Origin of the sequence: Bacillus crepusculi, from assembly GCF_014764715.1 — a bacterium.
Classification (GTDB): Bacteria; Bacillota; Bacilli; order Bacillales; family Bacillaceae; genus Bacillus.
Genome location: NZ_JACXXE010000001.1, coordinates 509717 through 535858, shown reverse-complemented (window position 1 = coordinate 535858; position 26142 = coordinate 509717). Strand labels below are relative to the sequence as shown.

At 41.3% G+C, this 26142-nt stretch carries 26 protein-coding genes and 1 other RNA gene; 22 read left to right on the top strand and 5 right to left on the bottom strand.

The genetic code is table 11. The features are described 5' to 3' along the window. Positions 1 to 65 precede the first annotated feature (65 nt). From dinG to IEE86_RS02630, 7 genes are all read left to right on the top strand, one after another. Positions 66 to 2858: an ATP-dependent DNA helicase DinG gene (dinG, locus tag IEE86_RS02660; protein WP_191095823.1), complete on the top strand. Its 2793-nt coding sequence runs from the start codon at positions 66 to 68 to the stop codon at positions 2856 to 2858. 132 nt (positions 2859 to 2990) lie between these two features. Then, the gene (locus IEE86_RS02655; RefSeq protein ID WP_008344594.1) at positions 2991 to 3161 is read left to right on the top strand and encodes a YpmA family protein; all 171 of its coding nucleotides are present in this window, start codon (positions 2991 to 2993) and stop codon (positions 3159 to 3161) included. A gap of 13 nt (positions 3162 to 3174) precedes the next feature. After that, positions 3175 to 3660: a cell wall elongation/penicillin-binding protein regulator TseB gene (tseB, locus tag IEE86_RS02650; protein WP_191095822.1), complete on the top strand. Its 486-nt coding sequence runs from the start codon at positions 3175 to 3177 to the stop codon at positions 3658 to 3660. Between the two features lie 115 nt (positions 3661 to 3775). Further along, a complete protein-coding gene (gene asnS / locus IEE86_RS02645; protein ID WP_191095821.1) occupies positions 3776 to 5068 on the top strand; it encodes an asparagine--tRNA ligase in 1293 nt (430 codons plus the stop codon). A gap of 97 nt (positions 5069 to 5165) precedes the next feature. Next, entirely contained in the window at positions 5166 to 5870 is a 705-nt protein-coding gene (locus tag IEE86_RS02640; protein WP_191095820.1) for a DnaD domain-containing protein, read from the top strand. A gap of 17 nt (positions 5871 to 5887) precedes the next feature. Beyond that, on the top strand, positions 5888 to 6550 hold the full coding sequence (nth, locus tag IEE86_RS02635; protein ID WP_191095819.1) for an endonuclease III: 663 nt from the start codon (positions 5888 to 5890) through the stop codon (positions 6548 to 6550). Continuing rightward, entirely contained in the window at positions 6547 to 7056 is a 510-nt protein-coding gene (locus IEE86_RS02630; protein ID WP_191095818.1) for a YpoC family protein, read from the top strand. The genes nth and IEE86_RS02630 overlap by 4 nt, the downstream gene beginning before the upstream one ends. A gap of 36 nt (positions 7057 to 7092) precedes the next feature. On the opposite strand, the gene IEE86_RS02625 is transcribed toward IEE86_RS02630, so the two are convergent. Together IEE86_RS02625 and recU are read right to left on the bottom strand one after the other, a co-directional pair. After that, positions 7093 to 9786, bottom strand: coding sequence for a PBP1A family penicillin-binding protein (locus IEE86_RS02625; protein ID WP_191095817.1), 2694 nt, complete (start codon positions 9784 to 9786; stop codon positions 7093 to 7095). Positions 9787 to 9829: 43 nt separating this feature from the next. Further along, positions 9830 to 10441: a Holliday junction resolvase RecU gene (gene recU, locus IEE86_RS02620; protein ID WP_191096036.1), complete on the bottom strand. Its 612-nt coding sequence runs from the start codon at positions 10439 to 10441 to the stop codon at positions 9830 to 9832. A gap of 46 nt (positions 10442 to 10487) precedes the next feature. Between recU and IEE86_RS02615 the strand changes: the two genes are divergently transcribed. Then, a complete protein-coding gene (locus tag IEE86_RS02615; RefSeq protein ID WP_191095816.1) occupies positions 10488 to 11444 on the top strand; it encodes a DUF2515 domain-containing protein in 957 nt (318 codons plus the stop codon). Positions 11445 to 11466: 22 nt separating this feature from the next. Here IEE86_RS02615 and sspM read toward each other — a convergent pair whose 3' ends face one another. Next, positions 11467 to 11571: an acid-soluble spore protein SspM gene (gene sspM / locus IEE86_RS02610; protein ID WP_191095815.1), complete on the bottom strand. Its 105-nt coding sequence runs from the start codon at positions 11569 to 11571 to the stop codon at positions 11467 to 11469. A 193-nt stretch (positions 11572 to 11764) separates the two neighbouring features. On the opposite strand from sspM, the gene IEE86_RS02605 reads away from it, so the two are divergent. From IEE86_RS02605 to IEE86_RS02595, 3 genes are all read left to right on the top strand, one after another. After that, positions 11765 to 12001, top strand: a complete 237-nt coding sequence (locus IEE86_RS02605; RefSeq protein ID WP_191095814.1) for a DUF5446 family protein — start codon at positions 11765 to 11767, stop codon at positions 11999 to 12001. A gap of 49 nt (positions 12002 to 12050) precedes the next feature. Next, positions 12051 to 12431: a YppE family protein gene (locus IEE86_RS02600; protein WP_318010241.1), complete on the top strand. Its 381-nt coding sequence runs from the start codon at positions 12051 to 12053 to the stop codon at positions 12429 to 12431. Between the two features lie 100 nt (positions 12432 to 12531). Next, positions 12532 to 12981 carry a YppG family protein gene (locus tag IEE86_RS02595; protein ID WP_191095812.1) on the top strand — a complete coding sequence of 150 codons (450 nt, stop codon included), beginning with the start codon at positions 12532 to 12534 and terminating at the stop codon, positions 12979 to 12981. Positions 12982 to 13000: 19 nt separating this feature from the next. On the opposite strand, the gene IEE86_RS02590 is transcribed toward IEE86_RS02595, so the two are convergent. Then, the gene (locus IEE86_RS02590) at positions 13001 to 13420 is read right to left on the bottom strand and encodes an Hsp20/alpha crystallin family protein (protein ID WP_191095811.1); all 420 of its coding nucleotides are present in this window, start codon (positions 13418 to 13420) and stop codon (positions 13001 to 13003) included. Between the two features lie 168 nt (positions 13421 to 13588). Between IEE86_RS02590 and IEE86_RS02585 the strand changes: the two genes are divergently transcribed. Beyond that, a complete protein-coding gene (locus IEE86_RS02585; RefSeq protein WP_191095810.1) occupies positions 13589 to 14095 on the top strand; it encodes a PTS sugar transporter subunit IIA in 507 nt (168 codons plus the stop codon). Between the two features lie 53 nt (positions 14096 to 14148). On the opposite strand, the gene IEE86_RS02580 is transcribed toward IEE86_RS02585, so the two are convergent. After that, complete coding sequence (locus tag IEE86_RS02580; RefSeq protein WP_224740744.1) at positions 14149 to 15267, bottom strand: NADH-dependent flavin oxidoreductase; 1119 nt, start codon at positions 15265 to 15267, stop codon at positions 14149 to 14151. Positions 15268 to 15424: 157 nt separating this feature from the next. On the opposite strand from IEE86_RS02580, the gene IEE86_RS02575 reads away from it, so the two are divergent. The 10 genes from IEE86_RS02575 to IEE86_RS02530 all read left to right on the top strand — a co-directional run bounded on the left by IEE86_RS02575 (position 15425) and on the right by IEE86_RS02530 (position 26124). Further along, the gene (locus IEE86_RS02575; protein ID WP_191095808.1) at positions 15425 to 17671 is read left to right on the top strand and encodes a DEAD/DEAH box helicase; all 2247 of its coding nucleotides are present in this window, start codon (positions 15425 to 15427) and stop codon (positions 17669 to 17671) included. A gap of 24 nt (positions 17672 to 17695) precedes the next feature. After that, positions 17696 to 18943 (top strand): ribonuclease H-like domain-containing protein, encoded by a 1248-nt coding sequence (locus tag IEE86_RS02570; RefSeq protein ID WP_191095807.1) that lies wholly within the window; start codon positions 17696 to 17698, stop codon positions 18941 to 18943. A 314-nt stretch (positions 18944 to 19257) separates the two neighbouring features. Next, on the top strand, positions 19258 to 19494 hold the full coding sequence (gene cotD, locus IEE86_RS02565; protein ID WP_008356833.1) for a spore coat protein CotD: 237 nt from the start codon (positions 19258 to 19260) through the stop codon (positions 19492 to 19494). A 49-nt stretch (positions 19495 to 19543) separates the two neighbouring features. Next, complete coding sequence (locus tag IEE86_RS02560) at positions 19544 to 20086, top strand: SLOG family protein (RefSeq protein WP_224740743.1); 543 nt, start codon at positions 19544 to 19546, stop codon at positions 20084 to 20086. A 75-nt stretch (positions 20087 to 20161) separates the two neighbouring features. Then, positions 20162 to 20467, top strand: coding sequence for a cell division regulator GpsB (gpsB, locus tag IEE86_RS02555; protein ID WP_012010336.1), 306 nt, complete (start codon positions 20162 to 20164; stop codon positions 20465 to 20467). A 60-nt stretch (positions 20468 to 20527) separates the two neighbouring features. Beyond that, positions 20528 to 20911: RNase P RNA component class B (gene rnpB, locus IEE86_RS02550), an RNA gene on the top strand. Positions 20912 to 21020: 109 nt separating this feature from the next. Next, on the top strand, positions 21021 to 22175 hold the full coding sequence (locus IEE86_RS02545; RefSeq protein WP_191095805.1) for a THUMP domain-containing class I SAM-dependent RNA methyltransferase: 1155 nt from the start codon (positions 21021 to 21023) through the stop codon (positions 22173 to 22175). Positions 22176 to 22281: 106 nt separating this feature from the next. Next, positions 22282 to 22479, top strand: a complete 198-nt coding sequence (locus IEE86_RS02540; protein ID WP_191095804.1) for a hypothetical protein — start codon at positions 22282 to 22284, stop codon at positions 22477 to 22479. 74 nt (positions 22480 to 22553) lie between these two features. After that, complete coding sequence (locus IEE86_RS02535) at positions 22554 to 24494, top strand: ATP-dependent DNA helicase (protein ID WP_191095803.1); 1941 nt, start codon at positions 22554 to 22556, stop codon at positions 24492 to 24494. Positions 24495 to 24618: 124 nt separating this feature from the next. Continuing rightward, complete coding sequence (locus IEE86_RS02530; protein WP_191095802.1) at positions 24619 to 26124, top strand: carboxypeptidase M32; 1506 nt, start codon at positions 24619 to 24621, stop codon at positions 26122 to 26124. Positions 26125 to 26142: the final 18 nt, after the last annotated feature.

Below are 26142 nucleotides of genomic sequence, written 5' to 3'. Positions count from 1 at the left end.
TCAATGATATTGCCCAGAGCGTGTTTCACTTTCGAGTGGAACAAAGGAATTGAGGTGTCCATTTTATGACCGATCAAAGGTTTGTTGTCGTTGATATTGAAACCACCGGGAATTCACCGAAAAAGGGTGATAAAATCATTCAAATTGCTGCGGTGGTCATTGAAAATGGACAAATTGTCGAACGGTATTCAAAATATGTGAACCCTGGGAAGCCCATCCCCGGATTTATTGAACAGCTGACAGGCATTCAGCAGCACATGGTTGACGATGCGGTGTTTTTTGAGGATATTGCCCAAGAGGTGTATGACCTCATACATGGCGCTTATTTTGTTGCGCACAATGTTCATTTTGACTTGAACTTTTTAAATGATGAACTAAAAGCATGCGGGAAAAATGAGCTGGATGTGCTAGCGATTGATACAGTTGAGATTTCTAGAATTCTTTATCCTGAGCTTGAAGGTTATAAGCTAACTGAATTAAGTGAAGAGCTCATGCTTCCACATGACCACCCGCACAGGGCGGATAGTGATGCGGAAGTTACTGCCATGTTATTTTTAACCTTGTTACATCAATTAGAACACACACCGCCAAATGTGTTAAAGCAGCTGCGCAGATTATCCTCATATCTTTTAAGTGATATTGGACTTTTAATTAAGCAGCTTGAAACGAGTCATTCTAGTCAGGAAGATTCGCTCATGGAAGTCGGTTCCTTTGCTGTAAAAGATGTGACCAATCGCTTGAATGATACGACACATTCAGTAGGCGCAGACGATGAGAAGCTGTTTGAAGAGATAAAAGAGAAGCTCCCGCAAGCGGTAGAGGGCTATGAAGTAAGAGAAGGCCAGCTTACAATGATGAATAAAGTGAGAGACGTGTTTCATGAAAGGGCCTACGCATTAATTGAAGCGGCACCAGGAATCGGGAAAACACTAGCTTATCTCATTCCAGCTGCTTTAGAGGCAAAGAAATCAGGAAAACCTGTCATTATTAGTACATATTCCATTCTTTTGCAGCAGCAAATGCTTCAGCGCGATGTGCCGATTTTGCATCAATTGCTCCCATTTGAGCCAGCTGCCTGTGTATTCAAAGGAAGGGCACATTATATTTGTTTAGATAAGTTTGAGCATGTACTGCATGAGGAAGATGATAACTATGATGTGGTCTTAACGAAGGCGCAAATATTAATGTGGCTTCTTGTAACAGAGACAGGTGATTTATCTGAACTGAATTTACCGTCAGGTGCTGCAAATATAAAAGACCGGATTTCCTGTGTACATATGCCGTTTACATCGAAAAAGCGCCGATTTAAAGAATATTGCTTTTATGAACGGGCCAAAAGAAGGGCAAAAACAGCTGATTTGATTTTAACGAATCATCGCCTGCTCTTGTCACAAACCGAGGCATCATCTATTTTTCAGCATGCAGACGTATATGTGATTGACGAGGCCCATCAATTTGAGAAAACAGCCAATGAAACACTAGGAGACAGTGCGTCTTATATCCAGCTTCATGCAAAATTAACGCAGCTTGGCTCCTTACAGGGCGGTTTGTTAAAGAAACTGAAAAAGAGATTTCACGGGGCAGGCTTACAGACGGACACATTTATCGAAATGGATGAGTATCTCAATCAGCTTCAAATGGAAAGTGACGCATTTTTTAGCACAGTCCATTCTTTTGTCAAAAGGACAAAACCGAAAGCAGACATTAACCGTCTCATTCATAGAGTACGTCATCATTCAAAGCATGCTCAGTGGAAACGCATTAAAGAAACAGCAAGTAAGCTTTGTTCCTTGTTAATTGCTTGTGAAAAGCTATATGAGCAGCAAAAAAACGAGCTTCTTCAAAAAAGTGATCAGCTGACAGAGCACTTTGCCTTTGAGGCAGAGGAATACGATCAAGTAATGTCGTTTATGCATACATTTTGCAGTACGCTGTACCGGTTTATTTTTGAACCGAAAAATGATGAAACGGTTTGGATTGAGATTGATGCAAAGGGTGCCAAAAATGCGGTTTTTATGCATGCACAGCCGCTAGATACAGGGGAGCTTTTGGCTGACCGATTCTTTATGAATAAAAAAAGTGTGGTCCTCACATCAGGGACACTTACAGTCAATCATCGCTTTGATTACTGCTTGGAGCGATTCGGCCTGCAAGATTTTTACCCGCATCTTGTTCAAATTGATTCACCTTATGAACTTGAAAAACAGCTTAAGGTGGTTGTACCGGCTGACATGCCGCCAATCACAAACCGTGATGAACGGGACTATGTGAAGCAAGCAGCAGAATATATTAAGATTATGGAAAAGCAGCAGGAAGCGAAAATATTGGTCTTATTTAATTCACATGAAATGCTAAAAGCAGTGTATGAAGAGCTGAAAACAGGAGGTATGCAATCAGCCTTGTTTGCGCAAGGCTTGACAGGCGGAAGCCCTGTAAAATTGACGAAAATGTTTAAATTAGCCAAGCAAGCGATTTTACTTGGTACGGGTAGTTTTTGGGAAGGAGTCGATTTTCCAGGCTCTGAGCTGACGACTGTCATTATGGCACGTCTCCCTTTCCGGCCGCCTGACTCACCGCTCATTGAAGCAAAATGTGAAGCAGCTAAAAAACAAGGGAAGAATCCGTTTAAAGCCGTTGCTCTCCCAGAAGCTGTCTTGACCTTCAAACAAGGCGCAGGGCGCTTGCTTCGCTCTGAAAAGGACATTGGTACATTGCTGATCTTAGACCGCAGGGTGAAAACCGCTTCATACGGAAGGCTCTTTTTAGAATCACTTCCTAAAGCGCCAGTACATGAGATGTCAAAGGAGTCACTTGAGGCGTATATAGAGAAGCTAAACAACGAAAAGCCGCTGTCATAAGCGGCCTTTAGCTGGTGTGGGTTTGGAGTTAATTTATCGTAACGGCTTTTTGTGTTCCGTTGTAAAAATAGTATCGGTTCCCGCGCAGCAAAGTATGACTAACAATATTTACGTGCCGAGGAGGAATTAGAAGTGGAAAGTAAAATAGAGGTACTTTCAACTGTGCAAATTAAGCATTCAGAAGACCTATACAAAATTGTTGACTTGTTGAACAGAACGCTGAAAAGAGAAGATCTCATGTTTGGGTTAGCATTAGATCAAGAAGATCAAAATCAAGCGATATTTACCATATATCGCACATAGGGGAAGCTTTGACATGAAAAGAATAGTCTGGATTATTTCGTCCGTTGTGGCTCTCGTTTTACTCATTAGCATCATCAGCTTTGCGTGGATTTATCAGATTGCCATGGGTCAAAAAGAACAAGGTCATGAGGCCGCGATTGAACGAGCAAAAGAACAAGCAAACATTGTACAAGTGGAGCAAGTGGAAACCTTTGTCGGGAAAGAAAAACAATTTATTGTTGAAGGGAAAAACAAACAAAATGAAACGATATATGTGTGGGTTCCTGCCAGCAAAAAAGAAAAAGTGATTTCAAAAAAAGCAAAAGAAGGCATTACCTCAAATCAAGCAGTGCAAGCCGTTCAAAAGGAGAACACCGTTACGAAGGTGAAAGACGTCAAATTGGCAAGAGAAGGTGACGTACTTCTTTGGGAAGTGACGTACTTAAATGAGGACAGCCAATATAGCTTCAGCTATGTCGATTTTACAACAGGACGAGTAGAAAAAAATTTAACACCGTAGTTTCTCCTGTCTTGCGTTGACCATGCTGATTTAGAACGGTTATAATAAAATGTATGAAAAAAGATTCACACCTATCAAAAAGGTGAGTTTCTTTCTGGCTTTGGAGGGAATTATGTTGAAAACAACTATTAATCAAGTGTTCAAACACGTCGATGAAGAAGTAACAATCGGCGCATGGATTGCCAATAAACGTTCAAGCGGAAAAATTGCATTCTTGCAGCTGCGCGACGGGACAGGCTTTATTCAAGGGGTCGTTGTAAAAGCAGAAGTGGAAGAGGATGTCTTTAAGCTTGCAAAATCAGTCACACAAGAAACATCTGTCTATGTAACAGGACAAGTGACAAAAGACGAGCGTTCACCACTTGGTTTTGAATTACAAGTGAAATCCATTGAAGTGATTCACGAAGCAACAGATTACCCAATTACACCGAAAGAGCATGGGACAGAATTCTTAATGGATCATCGTCATTTATGGCTCCGTTCGAAAAAACAGCATGCCATTATGAAAATCCGTAACGAAATTATTCGTGCTACATATGAGTTTTTCCATCAGGAAGGCTTCGTGAAAGTGGACCCGCCTATTTTAACAGGAAGTGCACCTGAAGGAACGACAGAACTGTTTGCTACAAAATATTTTGATGAAGATGCGTACCTTTCTCAAAGTGGACAGCTTTACATGGAAGCTGCTGCAATGGCTCTTGGAAAAGTATTCTCATTTGGTCCAACATTTAGAGCTGAAAAGTCTAAAACAAAACGTCATTTAATCGAGTTTTGGATGATCGAGCCTGAGATGGCTTTTGTCGAATTTAATGAAAACCTTGAATATCAAGAAAATTATGTGTCTCACGTTGTTCAAAGTGTACTTGACAACTGTAAAGTAGAACTTCATACACTTGGCCGTGATACAGCTAAATTAGAAAACATCAAAGCACCATTCCCGCGCATCACTTACGATAAAGCGATTAAATTCTTGCAGGAAAAAGGCTTTGATGATATTGAATGGGGAGATGACTTCGGAGCGCCTCACGAAACAGCGATCGCCGAAAGCTATGATAAACCAGTGTTTATCACTCATTATCCAACATCATTAAAACCGTTTTATATGCAGCCAGCACCGGATCGTGATGACGTCGTCCTTTGTGCAGACTTAATTGCACCGGAAGGCTACGGAGAAATCATTGGCGGTTCTGAGCGTGTGCATGATCTAGAGCTGCTTGAAGCCAGATTAAAAGAACATGGGCTAGATCAGGAAACTTATAAATGGTACACAGAATTAAGACAATACGGTTCTGTACCGCATTCAGGTTTTGGTCTTGGACTTGAACGTACAGTTGCTTGGATTAGCGGAGCGCCGCATGTGCGTGAAACGATTCCATTCCCAAGATTATTAAACCGTTTATACCCTTAAGACGTAAAGCCTCCAACATATGGAGGCTTTTTCAAACGTCTTTTCCGCGGGCACGTGAAATAAAACGTGATATACTTAAAGTGAAGAGGTGTATCCGATGAATAGGCAGCAATTTATTAATATGCAGCAAATGGGTTCGACAAGTTTGCCTAATTTGCTGATTGCTCATTATGAGCAGTTAGGATTGAATGAACCGCAAATGATGGTGATGCTCAAGATTAAAATGAATGAAGAACAAGGCATTTTCTTTCAAACATTTGAAGAGCTTTCTCATGGCATGACCATTTCTGCTGAAGAGTGTGCGTATATGGTGCAGCATTTAATCCAAAAGGGGTTTATTTCGATTCAGCCGTTTGAAGACAGGTCAGGTATTCAGCATGACCGCTACTCAGTAGAGCCTTTATGGGGCGTGCTATATGACTTTTTAGAAGCAAAGCAGGCGAAGGAAGCTCAAAGGAATCATGTGCAAGCTGAAAAGTCTTTATACGCTCTATTTGAAGATGAATTCGGCAGACCGCTGTCTCCTCTTGAAGGAGAAACGCTTTCGATCTGGATGGATCAAGACCATCATGATGCTGAGATGATTCGTTTAGCTCTAAGAGAAGCGGTTTTATCTGGGAAATTAAATTTCCGTTATATCGATCGAATTTTATTTGAATGGAAAAAGAAAGGGCTGAAAACAGCGGAAGAAGCGAAAGAGCATAGCCAGCATTTCCGCTTACAGCAAAAAAACCCACCTTCAAAAGAAGAGACTTCATCTTATAAACGACAAGTTCCTTTTTATAATTGGCTGGAACAATAACCAATAAAGGAGAAGGCATGTTATCAAAAAAACAAATCAATGAGTGTTTAGAAATAATAGGAGATATGTTTCCAGAGGCTGAGTGTGAGCTTGTTCATTCGAATCCATTTGAACTTGTGATCGCTGTTGCACTGTCCGCTCAGTGTACAGACGTACTTGTGAACAAGGTCACCAAAACGTTATTTCAAAAATATAAAGCACCAGAAGACTACTTACGTGTACCACTTGAAGAACTGCAGCAGGATATTCGCTCAATTGGCCTTTATCGGAATAAGGCGAAAAACATTCAAAAATTGTGCAAAATGCTAATTGAAGAATATGGCGGTGAAGTGCCGAAGGACCGGGACGAGCTTGTCAAGCTTCCTGGGGTTGGCCGGAAAACAGCAAATGTTGTTGTTTCTGTCGCTTTTGGGGTACCCGCTATTGCTGTAGACACACACGTAGAACGGGTCAGTAAGCGCTTAGGCATTTGCCGCTGGAAGGATTCTGTTCTTGAAGTAGAACAAACGTTAATGAAGAAGGTACCAAAAGAAGATTGGTCTGTGACGCATCACCGTCTGATCTTTTTTGGGAGATATCATTGCAAGGCGCAGCGGCCGCAGTGCGAGTCCTGCCCGCTTCTTGATATGTGTAGAGAAGGGCAGAAGAGGCTGAAAAAGGGCCTGGTGAAGCTTGCATGAGCGCATCAGCTGTATTCACCTCATATGTCGAAAAGCTAAAAGAGAAGAAGATAGAGGTAAAAGGCAAAAGAATGGATATACTTAGAGCCAATCCACTCGCATTTGATCTATCTTCAGAACCTTTAACAGACGAGCTTCCATGGCAGAAAACAGAAGAATTTGTGCCTGTGATATTCGAACTATGGAATGAATTAAAAGACAAAATGCTTCCTCGCTTTCAAACAAGGAAATCTCGCTGCGAAGAGGATGATATGCTACAAGGAATCGTCAGTATGATTGCAATGTTTTACTGGATTAAAGGAGAGAGACTTCAAACGCTCAAATGGGAAGACATCAAACAAGAGACATTTCCTGTTGCTCCTATTAATTGGACAGAACGATTAGAGTTCATTTTGCTAAAACCTACTCAATATCACTGCTTTATTCAACTGGACGAGCTATATACAGAACTAAAAAAGCAGTATGGAAAATACGAAGCACTCAAGAAGTTAAGACAACATCGTTAAAAAAAGCACTTGCCATATGAGGCAAGTGCTTTTTCGTTATTCGTCTTCCTTTCGAGAAATCGAATTTGATTGGGTATTTGAGCTTTGAGAATTGGCTTTCTCGTCATCTTTCTTTTTATCTTTATTGTCAGTCTGTGAGTTGCTGTTCCCATTTGTACTGTCTGAGCCATTATCGGAATTGTCAGTGCCGTTTTCCGTATTTCCACCTTGATCTTGATCCTTTTTATCATCTGGCTTCTGCTCATCAGTGCCTGGGTTTTGATTTTTGTTATCGTCTGTATTATCTGTCTGCTCATCATCAGGCTGCTGCGGCTCTTCTTCTTCTTTGTTCTCATCATCCGCTTTTTCTTCCTCATCTGCGTCATCCTTAATGGTGAGGAAGGTAGAAGCCGCTTTACTTGTGACATCATCTACAGTGGCTGTCACTTGGAATTTATAAGTGGAGCCAGGCTTCACATCAGAGATGACCGCTTCTTTAGCAGAGCTGTTTTGAATATCTTTATAGCCGCCATTATCAACCGCTTGCTTGACATTAAATGTAGCATCAGCGTCGTCAGAATAGCCCCAAGTCAGTGTGATGGATTTCTTCTCTTCATCATACACCGCTTTTAAGTCAGAAGGCTTATCGGCTTCTTTTTTCTCATAAGTGTCAGACACTTTTGTTGGAACCGTTCCTTTTACAAAGTATTCTGTTGTCTTCTTGTCACTTGGTGTATTCGGTCCGGCTAATTTTGCAGGATCAGATCCTTTTTCAATGGTCGCTTCAACGACACTGTCTGGTTTTTCAAATGAGCCGCTTCCATCATCAATTTGAGAAATTAATCGCTGGAAGACAATTTTGGCAACACGCTGCTCGTTTTCATTCAGCCATACTTTGCCGTCTGCATCTTTTGAATTACCGATTCCAGTCCAAACGGCCGCTGTATATTGCGGCGTATAACCGACAAACCACGAATCTTTCGCAGCGCCAGAAGGGATATTGTATTTATTTATATCATCTTGTATAAAGTTCGTTGTACCTGTTTTCCCGGCTACTTGAACGTTCGGTACTTGTGCAAGTGTACCAGTTCCAGATTGGACAGCAGTTTTCAGCATATCTGTGATCATAAAGGCTGTGTAATCGCTCATTGCTGCTTTAGAATCTGGCGTAAGGTCAAGCTTTGTACCGTCATTAAATTCAACAGATGTGACAGCGTGCGGTTCATTATAGTATCCGTTATTGCCGAACGCACTATATGCACCTGCCATTTTTAATGAAGACACACCATCTTCAAATCCACCAATTGAATAAGATTCTGGAATATCAGAAGGTAAGTCCATGCCTAAATTATTAGCAAATTGAGCGGCATTGGCTGAACCAGCTTCTTGGAATGCTTTAAGTGCAGGGATGTTACGCGATTGTGCCAAAGCACTTCTCATCGACATTTTTCCTAAGTGTCTTCTGTCAAAGTTGTTAATCGGTGTACCATCTGAGTACGTATATGGTGCATCATCAATTTGCTGATATGTTGACCATTTTTTGTTTTCAATGACTGGGCCGTAATCTAAGATCGGTTTGATTGTGGACCCTGGCTGTCGTTTTGCATCCGTCGCATAGTTAAAGCCGCCCGCTGGTACATCACGTCCACCGCCAATGGCGCGTATTTCACCATTTTTCGTATCAAGCAGGGTGACACCCGCCTGCATACCTTTCGTAAATCCAACTGAATCTCCATTGATGATATCATCTAGGTGATCCTGGGCTTTTCGATCAAGTGATGTATAGATTTTTAATCCATCAGTTGATGCATCCACTTTGGCTTTTTTCTGTACTTCTTCCATCACTTCTTCAATGTAGGCAGAGTACTTACTAGAGTTTTGGCTCTTATATTTATTAGCTGAGACAACGGTCTTGCTGACAGGTGTTGCTTTTGCCTCTTCATAATCTTTTTCTGAAATGTAGCCTTGTTTTTTCATGAGGCTTAAAACGATATTACGGCGTTTTTCTGCTGCCTCAGGATGTTTTACTGGGTTATAGGCAGAAGGACTTTGCGGCATACCTGCAAGTGTGGCAGCCTGTGCAACGGTTAGTTTATTTAAATCTGTGACTCCAAAAAATTGTTCAGCTGCTTTCCCAACACCATAAGCATAAGGGGAGAAGAAAATACGGTTTAAATACATTTCTAAAATTTCATCTTTAGAGTATTTTTGCTCAAGCTGAATCGAGAGCCATACTTCCTGTACTTTCCGTTTTAACGTCTTTTGATTGCTCAGGAGGGAATTTTTCACAACCTGCTGTGTAATTGTACTTCCGCCTTCAGCACCAAAGCCGTCCTCAACGTTTGCGACGAGGGCACCGCCAATACGGATTGGATCAATCCCGTGATGCTTATAAAAACGTGCATCTTCAGTCGCAATAAATGCGTCTTTTACCACATCGGGTATATCTTTTATCGAGACATACGTTCTTTTTTCTGCACCAACTTCTGCAAACACTTTCTTGTCTTTATCATAAAGTTTTGAAGAGTATGGTGTTTTAAGCTTACTATCATCAATAGAAGGAGCGCTTGATGCAAAAACGGCAAAAGTTGTGATTCCGGCAACTAAACAAAGTAGACCGATCACGAGTAAAGATAAAAATATTTTTTTAAATAGACCTGCTTTCTTTTTGCCTTTTTTGTTCTTTTGCTTCTTATTGTTTTCTTGACTTGCTTTACGTCGCTGTTCACGACTTGTAAATTGATCAGACATCACATCTCAACCTTTCGTGTTAAACCTTTTTCGAACGTAATTGCTACTTGCTTTCATCCGAAAAATGAAGTGTCTCCACTACTTTAATATAATCAATTCTTGGCGAATATCCAAGTGTCATTATGTGGCCTGCTTCCATTAATTCGTCTTTGCTAATGGATTTACGGCCGTTTTGCTGCTGCCGCTCCCAGAAGAAAAAGAGATCTGAAGCGGGCAAATAATAAACGGAGCCAAAAGCGGATATAATAACGAAACAAATACCGCCTTGTTTTTCAACCTGTTTCATATGCTCAATTTGATGGTCGTGGAAATTTTTGAGCGGAAACGAGGTCGTGCTTTTGGTTTCCTTTGCTTCAAAATCGATATAGCGACCTTTGTACACCCCGTTATAGTCTGTTGTGGATGATTGTTTAAAATAGGCTTCTTTAATGACAGCAGCACTTCTTTTTGGATAATCCACATTGACAATTTGAACTGGGGTAGGCTTTTTATGAATGACTGCGATCCCGTTGACCAAATAGTATTGGTTCGTTTCATTTAAATCAGCCTCAAGCGTCATCCCGCGGTTACTATAAGAGGATTCGCCGCTGATTCTTTTTTTTGTCCCAATTTGTTGAATGGGCTGATACGATTTTCCGTTTGGATACCGAATCATCAAGTTTCAGCCTCCTTTTAATGCATTTTGTATTGGAGAGATCACCATGTTGTCACAAGAGGAGCACATCATTACTCAACACATTTTACGTGAAACGAAAGCGAAAAATAAGGACAACCTGACGAGGACAAATGCTTATAAGCGCTTTTATGACCGTCATCCAGAAATGAAATGGTCACTGCTTGCTTCCTTTGTATCAAGAAATGCAGGATGGTCCATGACAGATTTAAAGGGCGAGCTCTTCCATCCAGGTTTAACGGATCAGCAGGGTCACCTTTTTTTCACAGCATATGAAAGAGCAAATTGGCTGATCTTTGCAGATGCTTACCCGCAGCTTCTCTTGTATGAATGGTCAAAGCGATCCAGTAAACCTTTATTTCATCTGCTGCCATATTTTTGTGTGTCTCGTTTTATGAGCGCTGAGTGGGAACGTTTTTGGGTCAAGCGTGACACAGAGCGCCTGCTTTATGCACTCATCATAAATGAACAATATACTATACAATCTCCTATTATACAAAATCCTCTTCTGAAAAAGAATGTTTTTCACTCGATTCAATATCTTTTCAGCGAGTGGGGACATTTTCAAACCGTCGTTTTTCCAACGGTGGACGGGCATTTGTATGGGCTAACGATACGAAAGTTTTCCCATGTAAAGGAGCGCATTACATTAGGAAAAAAACTAGCGAAACTATTATTTCGAGCCGATTTGTTTTCGGATTTTTATCATTTTTTGCATACCGTTCCGCATACGGGGTCTCGGTTTGATTTTGAATCGTTTTTAGGGATCGCTAGAAGGTCAACACCTTTTCTTCGAACGGTTTATCCGGTGATGACACACTCATTAGACGATCAACGGGAAGATTGGTTTCAAAAGAAATTGAATCCAGCCTTATTCGATGCAGAGCCGTTACCAAAACAAATCGAGCTGACGGACTGGTATTTCCATAAAAAAAGGCAGCTTCGTTTTCTTTTCTCATTAGAGCACTATTTTTTGCATAAATAAAAAGCAGGGGGTACCTGCTTTTTTACGTAGATGGACGATTAGGACCGCCGAGCTTTTTATCAAGCTGATCTGTGCTGTTTTCTTTCCCTTTCGGCTTTTGCTCTTTTGGTACCGGCTGCTTTTTCATGAAATCTACCTCCTTTGTCCTTAGAATTTACACAATCGGACGCAATCATACAAAGAAGGACAAGCACATGTCGAAAATGAAGAAATAGCGCTCATCTACACTTAGATTGGCGATTTGCTTCTAGTTTTGTCATGTGTGAAGGAGGGTGCGGAAGAAAAGAGAATGTAACGAGAGACGATAAAGGAGGAATCTGATGATGAACGAATTTGTATCAAAAGAATCCATTATGCAGTTGCTTGAGGAAATCGAGCGGAAAATTGATGCGGTGGAAGCAGAGCTGTCTCAAGCTGTCCAGCAAACAACATACGCAGCCAAAGAGGTGCAAGAACAAATGATTGACCGCCTTGAATCAGAAGTAAAGGACTGTCAATTGAAAATTCATGCAGCAGAATATAAACTATCGGCAAAACCGGCATATCACGCCGGGTAACTTTCATATTTGAGCAATGAGTAAACGTTTGATAGGATGGTTCATAGAGGTGAACATTTTGGATAATCAAACATTACTTGAACATACACAAGAGCTGAGAATATGGATCGAAGAAGCATATGAGCAGTACCAAAAGGGGAAGGCGGAAGAGGAATATCCAGCATATGACTTTTACAAGGACATTCAGCCGGCCGTTGTCAAATTTGACAAGCAAATGGAGGAGTGGCTCAACGCTGCCATCTCGTTTATTCATCAGGCCAAACCTAGATACTTACATCAAGAACAGCTTGAAGCCGTCCAAGAAAATGGAAAAGAGGTTCTCCTGCAATCTTATTTCGGCAAACAGCATGCACCGCGTGTGAAAAATTTAGTTGAATCAGTGATTTACACAATGAATCTTTTAATAGAAGAAATTAAAAAACGCAGCTAAAACATCTGCGTTTTTCTTATGACTTTAGGCACACCTTCTACCCTTAATCATAATATATGAGTGACATCAATATGTGTTGAGAGCGAGAGGAGCGAGATAGATGTTCCCTTATTCAAACCAGCAACCAAGTGAATTGAATCAATTCCAGCAAGGTCCTTTTCCGTATCCAGACATGCAGCAGCCTCCGCAGCCTCCAGATTATTTCATGCCTCCATATCAAGCTGGAATGAGCCAGGCGCCATCTGCAGGCTATCAGCCGCCATATGGATACCAAGAGAATTTCCAGCCTTTTCAGCAGCCAGAAGCAATCAATCAGCCGCAGATGCAGCAGTCAGGCATGATGCCCATGCAGCACCCTATGAATCCTTATCCTTTGCCAAGACCGCAAAAACAGCAATCATCTCAATTGAAAAGTGTGCTGTCACAGTTCAAAAAGACGAATGGGCAATACGACTTTAACAAAATGTTTGATACAGCTGGACAAATGATGAGTACAATGAATCAAGTGGGCTCATTGGCGAAAGGATTTACAAGCATTTTTAAAGCATAGCAAACCCCAATAGAAGCATCTATTGGGGTGTTTGCTTTGGAGCGGTCACACGAAGCGATTGGTCTTTCCACACACTCTTCATAAGTGTTTCATCTATTTTTGCCGGCATTAAAATCGTTTTGGTAAAGCTCGAATAGGAGGAAGTCGTGTCCGTTTTCATTTTTTCCTGAACCGATAAATGTAAATAGTGGGCTTTGACCTCTAGTGCAATGTCCCCTTCGACAAAATGGTCTGGAAAATGGATTTCAATATACACAAATTGATCATCCTCTGTCACATCGGTTGTAATCGAAGCAAGTGAATGGGATGTGGTCATGAGCGCCTCCGCACTATTTAAAATCTCGTGAAACGGGGAGGATGCAAAAAATTGTTCAATGGCTTCATATAGGATATCCTCATTTGCCAACAATTCATGTTTTTTTTCACCTTCATGTTTCATTTAAATCACCTCTCATCTACAGCTTATGCAAAAAGGGCTCAGGCGGTTATCAATTGATGAGAGGAAAAAATTATGATTAAATAGTGTTGAATGAAGCAAGATGTATGAGCGTGAAGGTTTATACGCTGAATAGATCTAGGAGCAAAGCTTGAAGGGAGCAAATGAACATTGCTGAAAAAATTATTCGGTTTCGGGAAAAACGAAGATGATGTAAAGGAAGAAATCATTTATTCTCCAGCTGATGGAGAGTTAATGGATATGACGGATGTACCAGATCCCGTCTTTTCTCAAAAGATGATGGGAGATGGTGTAGCAGTAAAACCAAAAAATGGCACGATTGTGTCACCAGTAGAGGGTGAAATCATTCAGCTCTTCCATACAAAACATGCAATTGGCATTCGAACACTCTCAGGGCTTGAGCTTCTGATTCATATTGGACTTGAAACAGTTGGATTAAATGGTGAAGGGTTTGAAGCACACACGAAAGAAGGGGATAAAGTGAAGATCGGTGATCCTCTCATTACGTGTGATTTAGAACTGATTGAAGAGAAAGCGGCAAGTACAGTGACACCAATTGTGATTATGAATGGGGATCTGATCGAGCGACTTGATAAAGAACCAAAGGGATCTGTGGAAAAACAGACCTCTAAGCTCTTTACAGTTAAATTGAAATAATCAATAAAAAAACTACCCTCACACATGAAAGGGTAGTTTTTTGATTGATGACATTAATCCTCCATCGGAACCCAGCCTTGACTTGCTTCCATGACAGACCATAATCCTTCAGGAATAAGGTACTTGTCTTTTTGGCTGCGTTTAATGACGGTTTCAATCTCGCTTTCTCTGCCTTCTTTTATCTTCTTTGCCCAATCTGGATCAACGATGAGCTCTCGTGCGACAGCAATCAGTGGAATCCCTTGATTGTAGGCATTTAATGCATCCTCAGCTGTAATGACGCTGCCAACACCGATAAGCGGAAGGGTATCGCCGCAGCGTTCTTTTAATAGCTCCATACGTGTCTTGCTAGAATCTGCACCTCGTCTTGCTTTAGAGTCAATCTCCATTAAAGAGATATGCAAATAATCGAGGTTTTTTGTTTTAAGAACATCAACTAACGTAAATGTCTCTGTCATTGTTAAACCAGGTGTTTCTGGTTCTTCAGGAGATAGTCGATATCCAAAGATAAATGGTTTTGTCACGTGCTCTTTGATCGCCTCTTTGACTGCATCCACAACGGCAATAGGGAAGGCTAGACGATTTTCTTCACTTCCTCCCCACTGATCTGTACGCTGATTGCTATGCGGGGAGTAGAACTGCTGTAATAAATACCCGTTTGCCCCGTGGATTTCTACGCCGTCAAACCCTGCTTGAATCGCTCGTCTTGTCGCTTCTTTAAATGAGTCGATGATATGAGTGATTTCCTCTTCTTTTAAAGCTCGTGCAATTTGTTTTCCATCTTTGAACACATCACTTGGCGCAACCACATCAGCGTTTGGCACTAAATGAGGGAGGGCCTGCGAGCCGCCGTGGTGAATTTGCATGATGGCTTTTGTTCCTTTTGCCTGGATCGCAGAAGCTAATTTTTTCAGACCAGGTATATCTTCATCTCTAGCAATAGAAGGCTGTCCTTCAAAGGCCTTTCCATCTGGAGTCACGTTCGCACAGGCTGTGATGACCATGCCCATTTCACTAGATCTAGCTGTAATGAAATCAATTTCTTCCTTTGAAATGGTGCCATCCTCGTGAGAACCGAAGTGTGTCATTGGAGCAACGACTAACCGGCCATCAATAGAGGCACCTCCTGGGAATGTAAATGGTTCAAATAAAGGCTTAAATTCGTTTTTCAATCTCATCCTCTTCTTCCTTCATAAAATCATTTCACTATAGAAGTGTAATAGATACTGTTACAACAGTTCAAAGTATTTGCTCACGAGCGGTGCAAAAAATTGCCGCCTAGTCATGCAAACAAATATTCGGTACACTATGAATGAGAGGTGATGCGATTTGAAAAAGAAAACAATGAACGAACTCATAGAAGAATTAAAAAAAGATGAACAGATAGAACATTGGCATGAAATTGAAGCGAAGCCTGCACTGACTTCTCCAATTCCTGAAAGAGTAAATGACAGGCTCAAAGTGGCGCTTGAAAAAAGGGGCGTGAGCGAACTTTACATTCATCAAAAGGAAGCCTTTGAACGTGTGATGGATGGTGAGAATGTGGTGACTGTGACACCTACAGCTTCGGGTAAAACGCTTTGCTACAATCTTCCAGTTCTTCAGTCAATCGTAGAAGATCAGACAAGCCGCTCCCTATATTTATTCCCAACAAAAGCACTTGCGCAGGATCAAAAAAGTGAACTAAACGAAATCATCCACGAGATGGAGATTCCGATTCATAGTGAAACATATGACGGGGACACCTCCCCAGCTATACGGCAGCGAGTCAGGCAGGCAGGACATATCGTCATCACAAATCCAGATATGCTGCATTCAGCCATTTTGCCTCACCATACGAAATGGGTCAGTTTGTTTGAAAATTTAAAGTATATTGTAATTGATGAGCTTCATACATATCGAGGTGTGTTTGGCAGCCATGTCGCCAATGTCATTCGCAGATTAAAGCGAATTTGTGCATTTTACGGAAGTGAGCCGATCTTTATTTGTACATCGGCAACGATTGCGAATCCGAAAGAGCTTGCAGAGCAGCTGACTGGGAGCAAGGTGCATCTCATTGAACGAAACGGAGCGCCTAGCGGTAAAAAGAATTTTGTGTTTTACAATCCGCCCGTCGTCAATAAGCCATTAAACATTAGACAAAGTGCGGCCACTGTCGTTAATCAATTGGCTAAAACATTTTTAAAAGAAAAAATCCAAACGATCGTCTTTGCTAGAAGCAGAGTGAGAGTGGAAGTGATTTTAAGTCATATTCAAGAGCTGGTGAAAAAAGAGATTGGTCCGAAATCCATTCGCGGGTATCGCGGGGGCTATTTACCAAAGGAGCGGCGCGTGATTGAAAAGGGATTACGAGAAGGAGACATATTAGGAGTCGTCAGCACGAACGCACTCGAATTAGGGGTTGATATTGGCCAGTTAAAGGTATGTATTATGACGGGGTATCCTGGCAGTGTAGCGAGTACATGGCAGCAGGCAGGACGTGCTGGAAGGCGTCACGAGGAAGCACTCATTATCATGGTGGCAAGCTCATCACCCCTTGACCAATATATCGTCAGACACCCTGAGTATTTCTTTAATAGACCGCCTGAAGCGGCCAGAATTAATCCTGAAAACCTCATTATCTTAGTCGACCATCTTAAATGTGCCTCCTACGAGCTTCCGTTTCGAGAAGATGAACAGTTTGGCGACATGGATGTAGAAGAAATCTTACAATACTTACAAGAGGAAGGGGTTCTTCATTTCAGCGGGAACCGTTATTATTGGTCAGATCAATCGTTCCCAGCGCATGGCATCAGTCTACGGTCTGCAAGTCAGGAAAATGTGGTCATTGTGGATCAATCAGATGTAGCGAATGTTCGGATTATTGGTGAGATGGATCGATTTAGTGCGATGACGTTACTTCATGATGAAGCGATTTATTTACATGAAGGCGTTCAATATCAAGTGGAAAAGCTAGATTACGAGCATCTTAAGGCTTATGTGAAACAAGTCGATGTAGAATACTATACAGATGCGAATTTAGCGGTTCAACTCAAGGTGCTTGAAATTGATCAAACGACTGAGAAGGAAGCGGTATCTGTTCACTTCGGTGATGTAACCGTAAATGCAATGCCGACGATTTTTAAAAAAATCCGGTTATCGACTGGTGAAAATATAGGGTCCGGTCCAATTCACTTACCAGAAGAAGAAATCCACACGAGTGCCGCTTGGTTTGAATTACATGAAGCAGAACGTCGATTTGAAGAGAAAACACTTGAACAACTACTGCTTGGCATTGCAAATGTTCTTCAGCACATTGTCCCTGCTTTTGTGATGTGTGACCGTTCAGATATTCATGTCGTTTCTCAAATTAAAGCAGCCCATACTGGAAAGCCGACTGTCTTTTTATATGACCATTATCCTGGCGGAATCGGTTTAAGTAAGGAAGTTCAAGCTCGTTTCGATGAAATAGCCCGTGCGGCCATTCAGCTGATTGAGCGGTGCCGCTGTGAGAATGGCTGTCCATCCTGTATTGGTATGGAAATGAAAGAGGTGAGCGGAAAAAGCAGCATCGTTGAATTGATGTCGGTATTTTAAGAGAAGGGAGGGAGACACCTACTCATGTCTTTGAAAGGGAAATTAAACAGAATGAAAAAGCACCTATCGCACAATCAAACAGATAACAAGCGGCAGGTAACAAAAGAAGGACAAACGCAACCTGTGACAGCAGAAAACATCCCATTTGTAAAAGAGTGGGAGCAATTAGGTGCAGCTCCTTACTTTTTTGAGGACTCTTTTTGTCTGATTCGCGAAGTGACCTATCAATTAAATGATCAGCATGGACTGTATTCCTTTGCAGAACTGCCGAAGATCGTCGAAGCTTGGAATGAAAGTGAGATCCAGCATTCTCTTTCGGCAAAAGGTTATCAGCCGCACGAGCTGTTTTTCTTTGATACAGAAACAACAGGTTTATCTGGCGGGACGGGAAATATGATCTTTTTGCTTGGACATGCCCGGGTTTTTTCAGACAAAGTGGTGGTGAAACAGCATCTGCTCACCAATCCAGGAAATGAAGTAGCGCTCTACAAAAGCTTTCTTAATGAAGTGGACGTAGAATCACTTGTTACATATAATGGAAAATCTTTCGATTGGCCGCAAGTGAAAACGAGGCATACGCTATTACGCGATCAAATACCTGCACTTCCGGAATTTGGCCATTTTGATCTTCTGCACGGGTCTAGAAGGTTGTGGAAGCACAAATATGAACGAATGGCGCTTTCCGTTGTGGAAAAAGAAGAGCTGCACGTCCATCGAGAAGGTGACACACCGGGGTTCTTGGCACCGATGATCTATTTTCATTTTCTAAAGGAACAAAACCCGAAGCTGATTGAAGGAATCTTGACGCATAATGAGTTAGACGTTTTATCGTTAATCAGCCTCTACATTCATCTATCCAAAAAAATATTATCTGTGGATGCAGTAAAGGAATATGATGAGAAATACGCACTTGCGAGATGGCATCTTGCCCATCGTGATGTACAGGAAGCAACGAAGCATTTAAGAGAATTAACGAACGCTGAGTTTGAGCATGCGAATCAAGCGGCTTATGATCTCTCCTTGCAATACAAACGATTAAGCCAATTTGATGAAGCTGCCCGTATATGGAAAGATCTATTTGAATCAAACGATGTCCATTTATCCTTAAAAGCAGGCATAGAACTTGCGAAGTATGAAGAGCATCGTCAAAAAAATGCGAGATCAGCTCTTTCGATCACTCAAACATTATTATCTCTCTCGTCGTTAAGTGAACGCGACATAAAAGAACTTGAAAAGCGAAAAAAACGACTCTTAAGGAAAGCTGGGCAATGAAATTATTGCCTGGGAAAGCGCAGGAAATGACAACGTTCGGCTCTCGGCCGAAAATAAAAATTGTTTAGCACTTTTATTGTAGAAAGGTCACGAATCCTGTAAAATAACGTTAGATATTGAATGAGGAGCGTAGAGCATGTATAAGGGTCTTTTTTACTTGTTTTTTCTTGTTGTCATTTTGGTCGCTTTTGTGTTTTCGAATTATAAAGATGTCTTTCTTGCAAACTTTTAAAATAGGTTAATGCATTAGTACATGTACACCTCTTGATTCATACATTATTAATGTAAGAAAATCAAGGAGAGGGGAATGCTACATGTACCATCATCATCATTGCAAGCCGAATGTTACACAGCCAATTGTTCATCCGACGAATCATTGCTGTACACACAGCGAGTCAACAACAATTGTGCCGCACATTCATCCGCAGCATGTAACGAATGTTCACCATCAAAACTTCCAACATGTTCACTACTTCCCGCATACGTTTTCTCAGGTGGACCCGGCAACACATCAACACTTTAACTGCGGTGGACCTTGCTGTAACAGATAACGAGAAATGGGACTTTTATAAGTCCCTTTTTTTAAAAGCAGGTGAAAAAATGAAAATCATTGCTGTCACAGGGTACAAGCCATTCGAACTTGGGATATTCAAACAAGACGAGCCTGCACTTCAATACATAAAAGCGGAGCTTCAAAAAAGGCTGACAGCACTCATTGAAGACGGGCTGGAATGGGTGCTCATATCGGGTCAGCTAGGTGCTGAAATCTGGACAGCTGAAGTGGTGTTTGAGCTTCAAGAGGAGTATCCAGCTTTAAAGCTTGCAGTCATTACGCCATTTTATGAACAAGAAGAACGCTGGAATGACCAAAATAAAGAGTTGTATGAAGCGATTCTTGCACAGGCCGATTTTGTAGAAAGTGTCACGCATAGACCGTATGAAAGTCCGGCACAATTTAAACAAAAGAACCGCTTTTTTATTGAAAAAACAGATGGTCTTCTCGCCCTTTATGATCCAGAGCATGAGGGCTCACCAAAATATATGATCAGAGAAGCGGAAGCCTATACCGATTACCCAATTATGTATATCACAATGGATGATCTAAGAGCGCAGGTTGAGGCGGAAGATCCGTTTTTTGACTAAAAGCAATAGAAAATTTGACAACGTCACGTATTTCTGAAAAAATATACTATGAATTCACGATATGAGGTGAAAAAGATGCTTGCTGATAAAGTAAAGCTTTCTGCGAAAGAAATTTTAGAAAAAGAATTTAAAACAGGTGTCAGAGGGTACAAACAAGAAGAAGTCGATAAATTTTTAGATATGGTCATTAAAGACTATGAGACATTCAACCAAGAAATCGAAAAGCTTCAACAAGAAAACCTTCACTTGTCAAAACAGCTTGAAGAAGCAGTTGAACAAGGGAAAAGACAGCCTGCACAGTCCAATACAACGAACTTTGATATTTTAAAAAGACTATCTAACCTTGAGAAACACGTTTTTGGCAGCAAACTTTATGATTGAGTCTTGCTGAAAAAGCTTGTGTCAGATGACATTGTCGTTTATAATAACGCTTATTGATTAACGTTCGGGTAATCGCTGTAATGCTTTTTGGCATTGCAGAGGAAAGTCCATGCTCGCACGGTGCTGAGATGCCCGTAGTGTTCGTGCCTGGCGAAAAAATAAGCCAGGGCAGCCTGGGAAAGGCTGACGGCAGGAAAAATGCCTACGTCCTTTTAGGATATGGCAAAGTATCCTTGAAAGTGCCACAGTGACGAAGTCTCACTAGAAATGGTGAGAGTGGAACGCGGTAAACCCCTCGAGCGAGAAACCCAAACTTGGTAGGGGAACTTTCTCAAAGGAACCAAACGGAGAGAAGGACAGAGAATTCTGTAGATAGATGATTACCACCTGAGTACGAGGCATTTGCCGTTTGCAGTACGATGGAACAAAACATGGCTTACAGAACGTTATATCCGTTATTTTAAACATGATGAAAACAAAGCTCTCCTATTGCTACATATGGAGAGCTTTTATCTTGAATACATAAAAGGACGAGAAAACAGGTGATAAACAAATGAAAACTTATACACTCATTGCGACAGCTCCAATGGGGATTGAAGCGGTTGTTGCAAAAGAAGTAAGAGACCTTGGCTATGAGTGCACTGTAGATAACGGGAAAGTCATTTTCCAAGGGGATGCCCTTGCGATTTGCCGTGCAAACCTTTGGCTGCGTACAGCAGACCGCATCAAGGTACAAGTTGCTGAATTTCCAGCAAAAACATTTGATGAGCTTTTTGAACAGACAAAAGCAATTGACTGGGCCGCTTATTTGCCAAAAAATAGTACGTTCCCTGTTATCGGAAAATCAGTCAAATCACAGCTTGCCAGTGTGCCGGATTGTCAGCGCATCGTCAAAAAGGCCATCGCGCAAAAGCTTAGAGCATCTTACAGCATTCAGTCTGAATGGCTTGAAGAGACGGGTCCTGCATATAAAATCGAAATTGCGCTTTTGAAGGATAAAGCAGTACTCACCCTTGATACATCGGGTGTCGGTCTTCACAAACGGGGGTATCGCGTAGATCAGGGCGGGGCGCCTATTAAAGAAACCCTTGCTGCTGCGCTTATCTTATTAACGAACTGGACACCTGACCGTCCGTTTGCTGATCCTTTTTGTGGATCAGGAACAATTGCTATTGAAGCAGCTATGATCGGACAAAACATAGCCCCAGGGTTTAACCGGGAATTTGCGTCTGAATCATGGGAATGGATCGGTGAAGACGTATGGAACAAAGCACGTCTTGAAGTCGAAGAAAAAGCGAACTATGATCAGCCGCTTCACATTATTGCGAGCGATATCGATCATCGTATGGTAGACATTGCAAAAATGAATGCAGAAGAGGCTGGCTTAAGTGAACTGATTCAATTTAAGCAAATGCAAGTAAAAGACTTCCAAACAAAAGAAGAATATGGTGTCATTGTCGGGAATCCGCCTTACGGAGAACGACTTAGTGATAAACCAGCTGTTGAAAAAATGTATCAAGGCATGGGTGAAGCATTCAAGAGCCTAGACACTTGGTCCATATACATCTTAACGTCACATGAACAGTTTGAAGAATGCTTCGGAAGAAAAGCAACGAAAAAGAGAAAGCTGTTTAATGGATTTATTAAAACAGACTATTATCAATATTGGGGGAAACGCCCTCCTAGAAAACAAACAACTGAATCATAAAAAAATGGTCACACCTAAAGAAGGTGTGCCTTTTTTATTGCGGAAAGGTATAAAGGTTCACGGGACGGAATAAACTGAACTTGATTTTAAAAAAAGAGGTGTCTTCATGATTCAATATGATCAATTTCAGTTAATCCAAAAAGCACTCGCTTCGACTGCTCGAGAAATAGAAGGGCATGAAACTGGACAATCTGCTCAGCTTGAGGCAGCTATCCATGATTTGGCGCTCGCACAGGCCTACATAGAACGTTCTGAGCATGCATTTTTAATGAAGGAAAGCTATCATCATCGGTTGCGTTCATAAAAAAGATTGTCATTCCCCAGCATAAATGTTACTATTGAATGTCTGAATGATTCAAAAGTTGGGGGTTGAAGCAGGTGACAGCATCTCGTTTGCCTTTTTCATTATCAAAAGAACATAATTTTTACGAAGAGCTGGGCAACTGGATTGGCGATGTGTTTTATGACATTTTGCCAGAAAAGGGCTTTGATCTTCGAGATGAACAAATATTCATGGCTTTTCAGCTAGAAAGAGCCTTTAAAGAAAAAAGTGTGATGTTTGCCGAAGCTGGGGTAGGCACAGGCAAAACCATCGTCTATCTATTATTTGCGGTCACATATGCAAGGTATACAGGGAAACCTGCGATTATTGCATGTGCAGACGAAACGTTAATTGAACAGCTGGTCAAACAAGAGGGTGATATCTATAAAATTGCCAATCACCTTGATATTCAAATAGATGCGAGATTAAGTAAATCGCATGATCAATATTTGTGCTTAAAGAAATTAGAGAAAACGATGCAGCGTGAAGATGATGAGAAGTGGCTGGATATTTATGAATCGCTTCCTTCATTTGTGCATGAATCACATGGCATGCAAACCTTTTATCCGTATGGCGACCGAAAAGAGTATCCAGAACTATCAAATGATGAGTGGTCACGAATTGGCTATGACTCGTTTCAGGATTGCTTAACGTGCGATATGCGTCATCGCTGCGGCCTGAATTTATCAAGAGATCATTACCGGAAAGCAGCAGACCTGATTATCTGCTCACACGATTTTTATATGGAGCATGTGTGGACAAAGGAATCCCGCAAACGTGAGGGCCAGCTTCCGCTTCTGCCTGAACATAGCTCCGTTGTATTTGACGAAGGGCATCTTCTTGAGTTTGCCGCACAAAAAGCGTTAACATACCGAGTGAAGCAATCAACGCTCGAGACATTTTTGGAGCGTCTTTTGCAAAACGACATCCGTGAAGAGTTTGCAGAACTTGTTGAAGATGCACTAGCAACAAACGATGAGTTTTTCTATCTCTTAAAAACAAATGCGAAAGAAGTGAAAGGATCGCATCGACTTGAAATTGGGCGAGTGGATGAGGTAAAGCGTTCAGCGAGTGAATTGTGTGACTTACTTGAAAAAATCGGAGAAGCGCTCGTATTTGAATCCGAGATGTATACAATTGATCAATACGAATTGTCGGTTGTGGAAGAGTACATTGAACAAATGGCGTATTCTCTATCGCTTTATCAAAAAAATGCCATTAGCTGGCTTGAAAAACAGGAATTAGATACAACATTTGTCGTGATGCCAAAGACAGTCGCAGAGGTGCTTGGCGAAAAAGTATTCTCGCAAAAAATACCTTATATATTCTCTTCAGCGACATTGTCTGAGAATCAATCATTTGATTATTTAGCTGAAAGCCTTGGGATTAAAAACTACTTATCAATGAGTGTGGCTTCGCCGTATGATTACGATGAGCAAATGCAGATTTATTTCCACGGAATTCAGCAGCCGGTTCTAGAGCTAGAGGCAAAAGGGCAGCAAGTGATCACTCATCTGAAAGAAAATGGAGGCCGATCTCTTATCCTATTCCCTTCATTTGACGAACTGCAATTATTTAGAAAGCAGCTTGAGGCATCAAATGAATCATTGCCTTTCCATGTGTATTTTGAGGGAGACGAGGAAATTAGCACGATTGTTCAAAAGTTCCAAGCAGATGAGACGTCAGTGTTATGCTCCGTTCATCTGTGGGAAGGCCTGGATATCCCAGGTCAATCATTAACGAGTGTGGTGATTTGGGGACTTCCTTATCCGCCGCGTGATCCAGTATTTGAGGCGAAACGAAATGAAGCAAAGGATGCACATGCTGAAGTGGATCTTCCGTATATGCTGCTTCGCTTACGACAAGGTATTGGAAGACTGATTCGGACAAGTCAGGATGCAGGAAGTATTCATATATACTTTGATCGCAAGGAAGATATAGAGCTTCAAAGTAAAATTGAATCCGTTCTGCCAGTGAAGCCAGCGATTATTTCATAAGAGGAACGAACGATAGAAGAGGAGGATACCAATGGTGTATCCTCCTTTTTCATTGACAAAAGAACATTCATTGAAGTAGCCTTGAAACGTACATACATATTTTATTGATTGGGGGAACAAACGCATGAGTTTTGAAGCAAAAGAGAAAGCGTTTTATCAATTACTAGGAAAAATCGCCCATTATACGGAGGCGCTCCATTTACTTTATTGGGACTCTAGAACACAGGCGCCAAAAAAAAGCGCTGATTTCAGAGCTGAAACCATCGGTCAATTATCAAGTGATATTTTTAATATGAAGACTTCTGATGAAATGAGAGATCTTCTTCACGCATTAAATAAACATCGAGATGAGCTGTCAAAAGATACACAGAAGGCACTTGAATTATCGCAAAAAGAGTATGATGAAAATAGTAAAATCCCGAAAGAAGAATATAAGGAATACTCCATTTTACAATCCAAAGCAGAGCATATTTGGGTAGAAGCTAGGGAGAAATCAGATTTTTCACTCTTTGCACCATATTTAAAACAGCTTATTGACTTTAACAAGCGTTTTATTCAGTATTGGGGCGTAAAAAAAACGCCATATGATGTGCTGCTCAATAACTATGAACCAGATATGACTGTTGAACAGCTCGATCAAAAATTTGGTGCTCTTCGTGACGCCATCGTTCCTCTCGTGAAAAAAATTGAAGCCTCTCCAAATAAACCGGATACTTCATTTTTGTCAAAAAGCTTCCCGGTCGACAAGCAAAAAGAACTAAGTCTCTTTTTCTTAAAAGAGTTAGGATATGACTTTGACGCAGGGCGTCTTGATACAACGGTTCATCCGTTTGCTGTGACATTAAGCAGAGGGGATGTTCGTGTCACGACCAGGTATGATGAGCACGATTTTCGGATGGCGATCTTTGGCACGATTCATGAGTGTGGTCATGCCATCTACGAGCAAAATATAGATGAGGCACTAAGCGGAACGCTACTATGTGATGGCACATCAATGGGCATCCATGAATCACAGTCTCTCTTCTTTGAAAATTTTATCGGCAGACATGAAGACTTCTGGAAAACATATTATCAAAAGCTACAAGAAGCGTCTCCTGAACAATTTCAAGGTGTCTCTTTAGAGGACTTTGTGCATGCTGTGAACGAATCGAAGCCGACTTACATTCGAATAGAAGCAGATGAACTCACATATCCGCTTCACATCATTATCCGGTATGAAATTGAAAAAGCCATTTTCAATGAGGAAGTCGCCGTTGAAGACCTGCCTGCGCTTTGGAATGAAAAATACCAAGCGTATCTTGGCATCACGCCGCCTAACGATGCACTAGGCATCTTGCAGGATGTTCACTGGTCAGATGGAAGCTTTGGCTATTTCCCTTCATATGCACTTGGTTATATGTATGCGGCGCAATTAAAGCAACAAATGATCAAAGATTTACCGAATTTTGATGAACTGATTCAAAATGGGTCTTTTGCACCGATAAAAGAATGGCTAACTGAACATGTCCACAAGCATGGCAAACGGAAAAAGCCATCTGAAATCATTCAAGATGCGACTGGCGAGGAATTAAATGTTCAATATTTAATCGACTATTTAACGGATAAGTATACGAAATTGTATTTATCATAAATGAAAGGCACCCTTTCG

What these genes read in the sequence shown, in the direction of transcription:
- dinG (WP_191095823.1), top strand. Translation starts at nt 66, where the DNA reads ATGACCGATCAAAGGTTTGTTGTCGTTGATATTGAAACCACCGGGAAT.
- tseB (WP_191095822.1), top strand. Translation starts at nt 3,175, where the DNA reads ATGAAAAGAATAGTCTGGATTATTTCGTCCGTTGTGGCTCTCGTTTTA.
- IEE86_RS02640 (WP_191095820.1), top strand. Translation starts at nt 5,166, where the DNA reads ATGAATAGGCAGCAATTTATTAATATGCAGCAAATGGGTTCGACAAGT.
- nth (WP_191095819.1), top strand. Translation starts at nt 5,888, where the DNA reads ATGTTATCAAAAAAACAAATCAATGAGTGTTTAGAAATAATAGGAGAT.
- IEE86_RS02630 (WP_191095818.1), top strand. Translation starts at nt 6,547, where the DNA reads ATGAGCGCATCAGCTGTATTCACCTCATATGTCGAAAAGCTAAAAGAG.
- IEE86_RS02625 (WP_191095817.1), bottom strand. Translation starts at nt 9,786, where the DNA reads ATGTCTGATCAATTTACAAGTCGTGAACAGCGACGTAAAGCAAGTCAA.
- recU (WP_191096036.1), bottom strand. Translation starts at nt 10,441, where the DNA reads ATGATTCGGTATCCAAACGGAAAATCGTATCAGCCCATTCAACAAATT.
- IEE86_RS02615 (WP_191095816.1), top strand. Translation starts at nt 10,488, where the DNA reads ATGTTGTCACAAGAGGAGCACATCATTACTCAACACATTTTACGTGAA.
- sspM (WP_191095815.1), bottom strand. Translation starts at nt 11,571, where the DNA reads ATGAAAAAGCAGCCGGTACCAAAAGAGCAAAAGCCGAAAGGGAAAGAA.
- IEE86_RS02605 (WP_191095814.1), top strand. Translation starts at nt 11,765, where the DNA reads ATGATGAACGAATTTGTATCAAAAGAATCCATTATGCAGTTGCTTGAG.
- IEE86_RS02595 (WP_191095812.1), top strand. Translation starts at nt 12,532, where the DNA reads ATGTTCCCTTATTCAAACCAGCAACCAAGTGAATTGAATCAATTCCAG.
- IEE86_RS02590 (WP_191095811.1), bottom strand. Translation starts at nt 13,420, where the DNA reads ATGAAACATGAAGGTGAAAAAAAACATGAATTGTTGGCAAATGAGGAT.
- IEE86_RS02570 (WP_191095807.1), top strand. Translation starts at nt 17,696, where the DNA reads ATGTCTTTGAAAGGGAAATTAAACAGAATGAAAAAGCACCTATCGCAC.
- cotD (WP_008356833.1), top strand. Translation starts at nt 19,258, where the DNA reads ATGTACCATCATCATCATTGCAAGCCGAATGTTACACAGCCAATTGTT.
- IEE86_RS02560 (WP_224740743.1), top strand. Translation starts at nt 19,544, where the DNA reads ATGAAAATCATTGCTGTCACAGGGTACAAGCCATTCGAACTTGGGATA.
- gpsB (WP_012010336.1), top strand. Translation starts at nt 20,162, where the DNA reads ATGCTTGCTGATAAAGTAAAGCTTTCTGCGAAAGAAATTTTAGAAAAA.
- IEE86_RS02545 (WP_191095805.1), top strand. Translation starts at nt 21,021, where the DNA reads ATGAAAACTTATACACTCATTGCGACAGCTCCAATGGGGATTGAAGCG.
- IEE86_RS02540 (WP_191095804.1), top strand. Translation starts at nt 22,282, where the DNA reads ATGATTCAATATGATCAATTTCAGTTAATCCAAAAAGCACTCGCTTCG.
- IEE86_RS02530 (WP_191095802.1), top strand. Translation starts at nt 24,619, where the DNA reads ATGAGTTTTGAAGCAAAAGAGAAAGCGTTTTATCAATTACTAGGAAAA.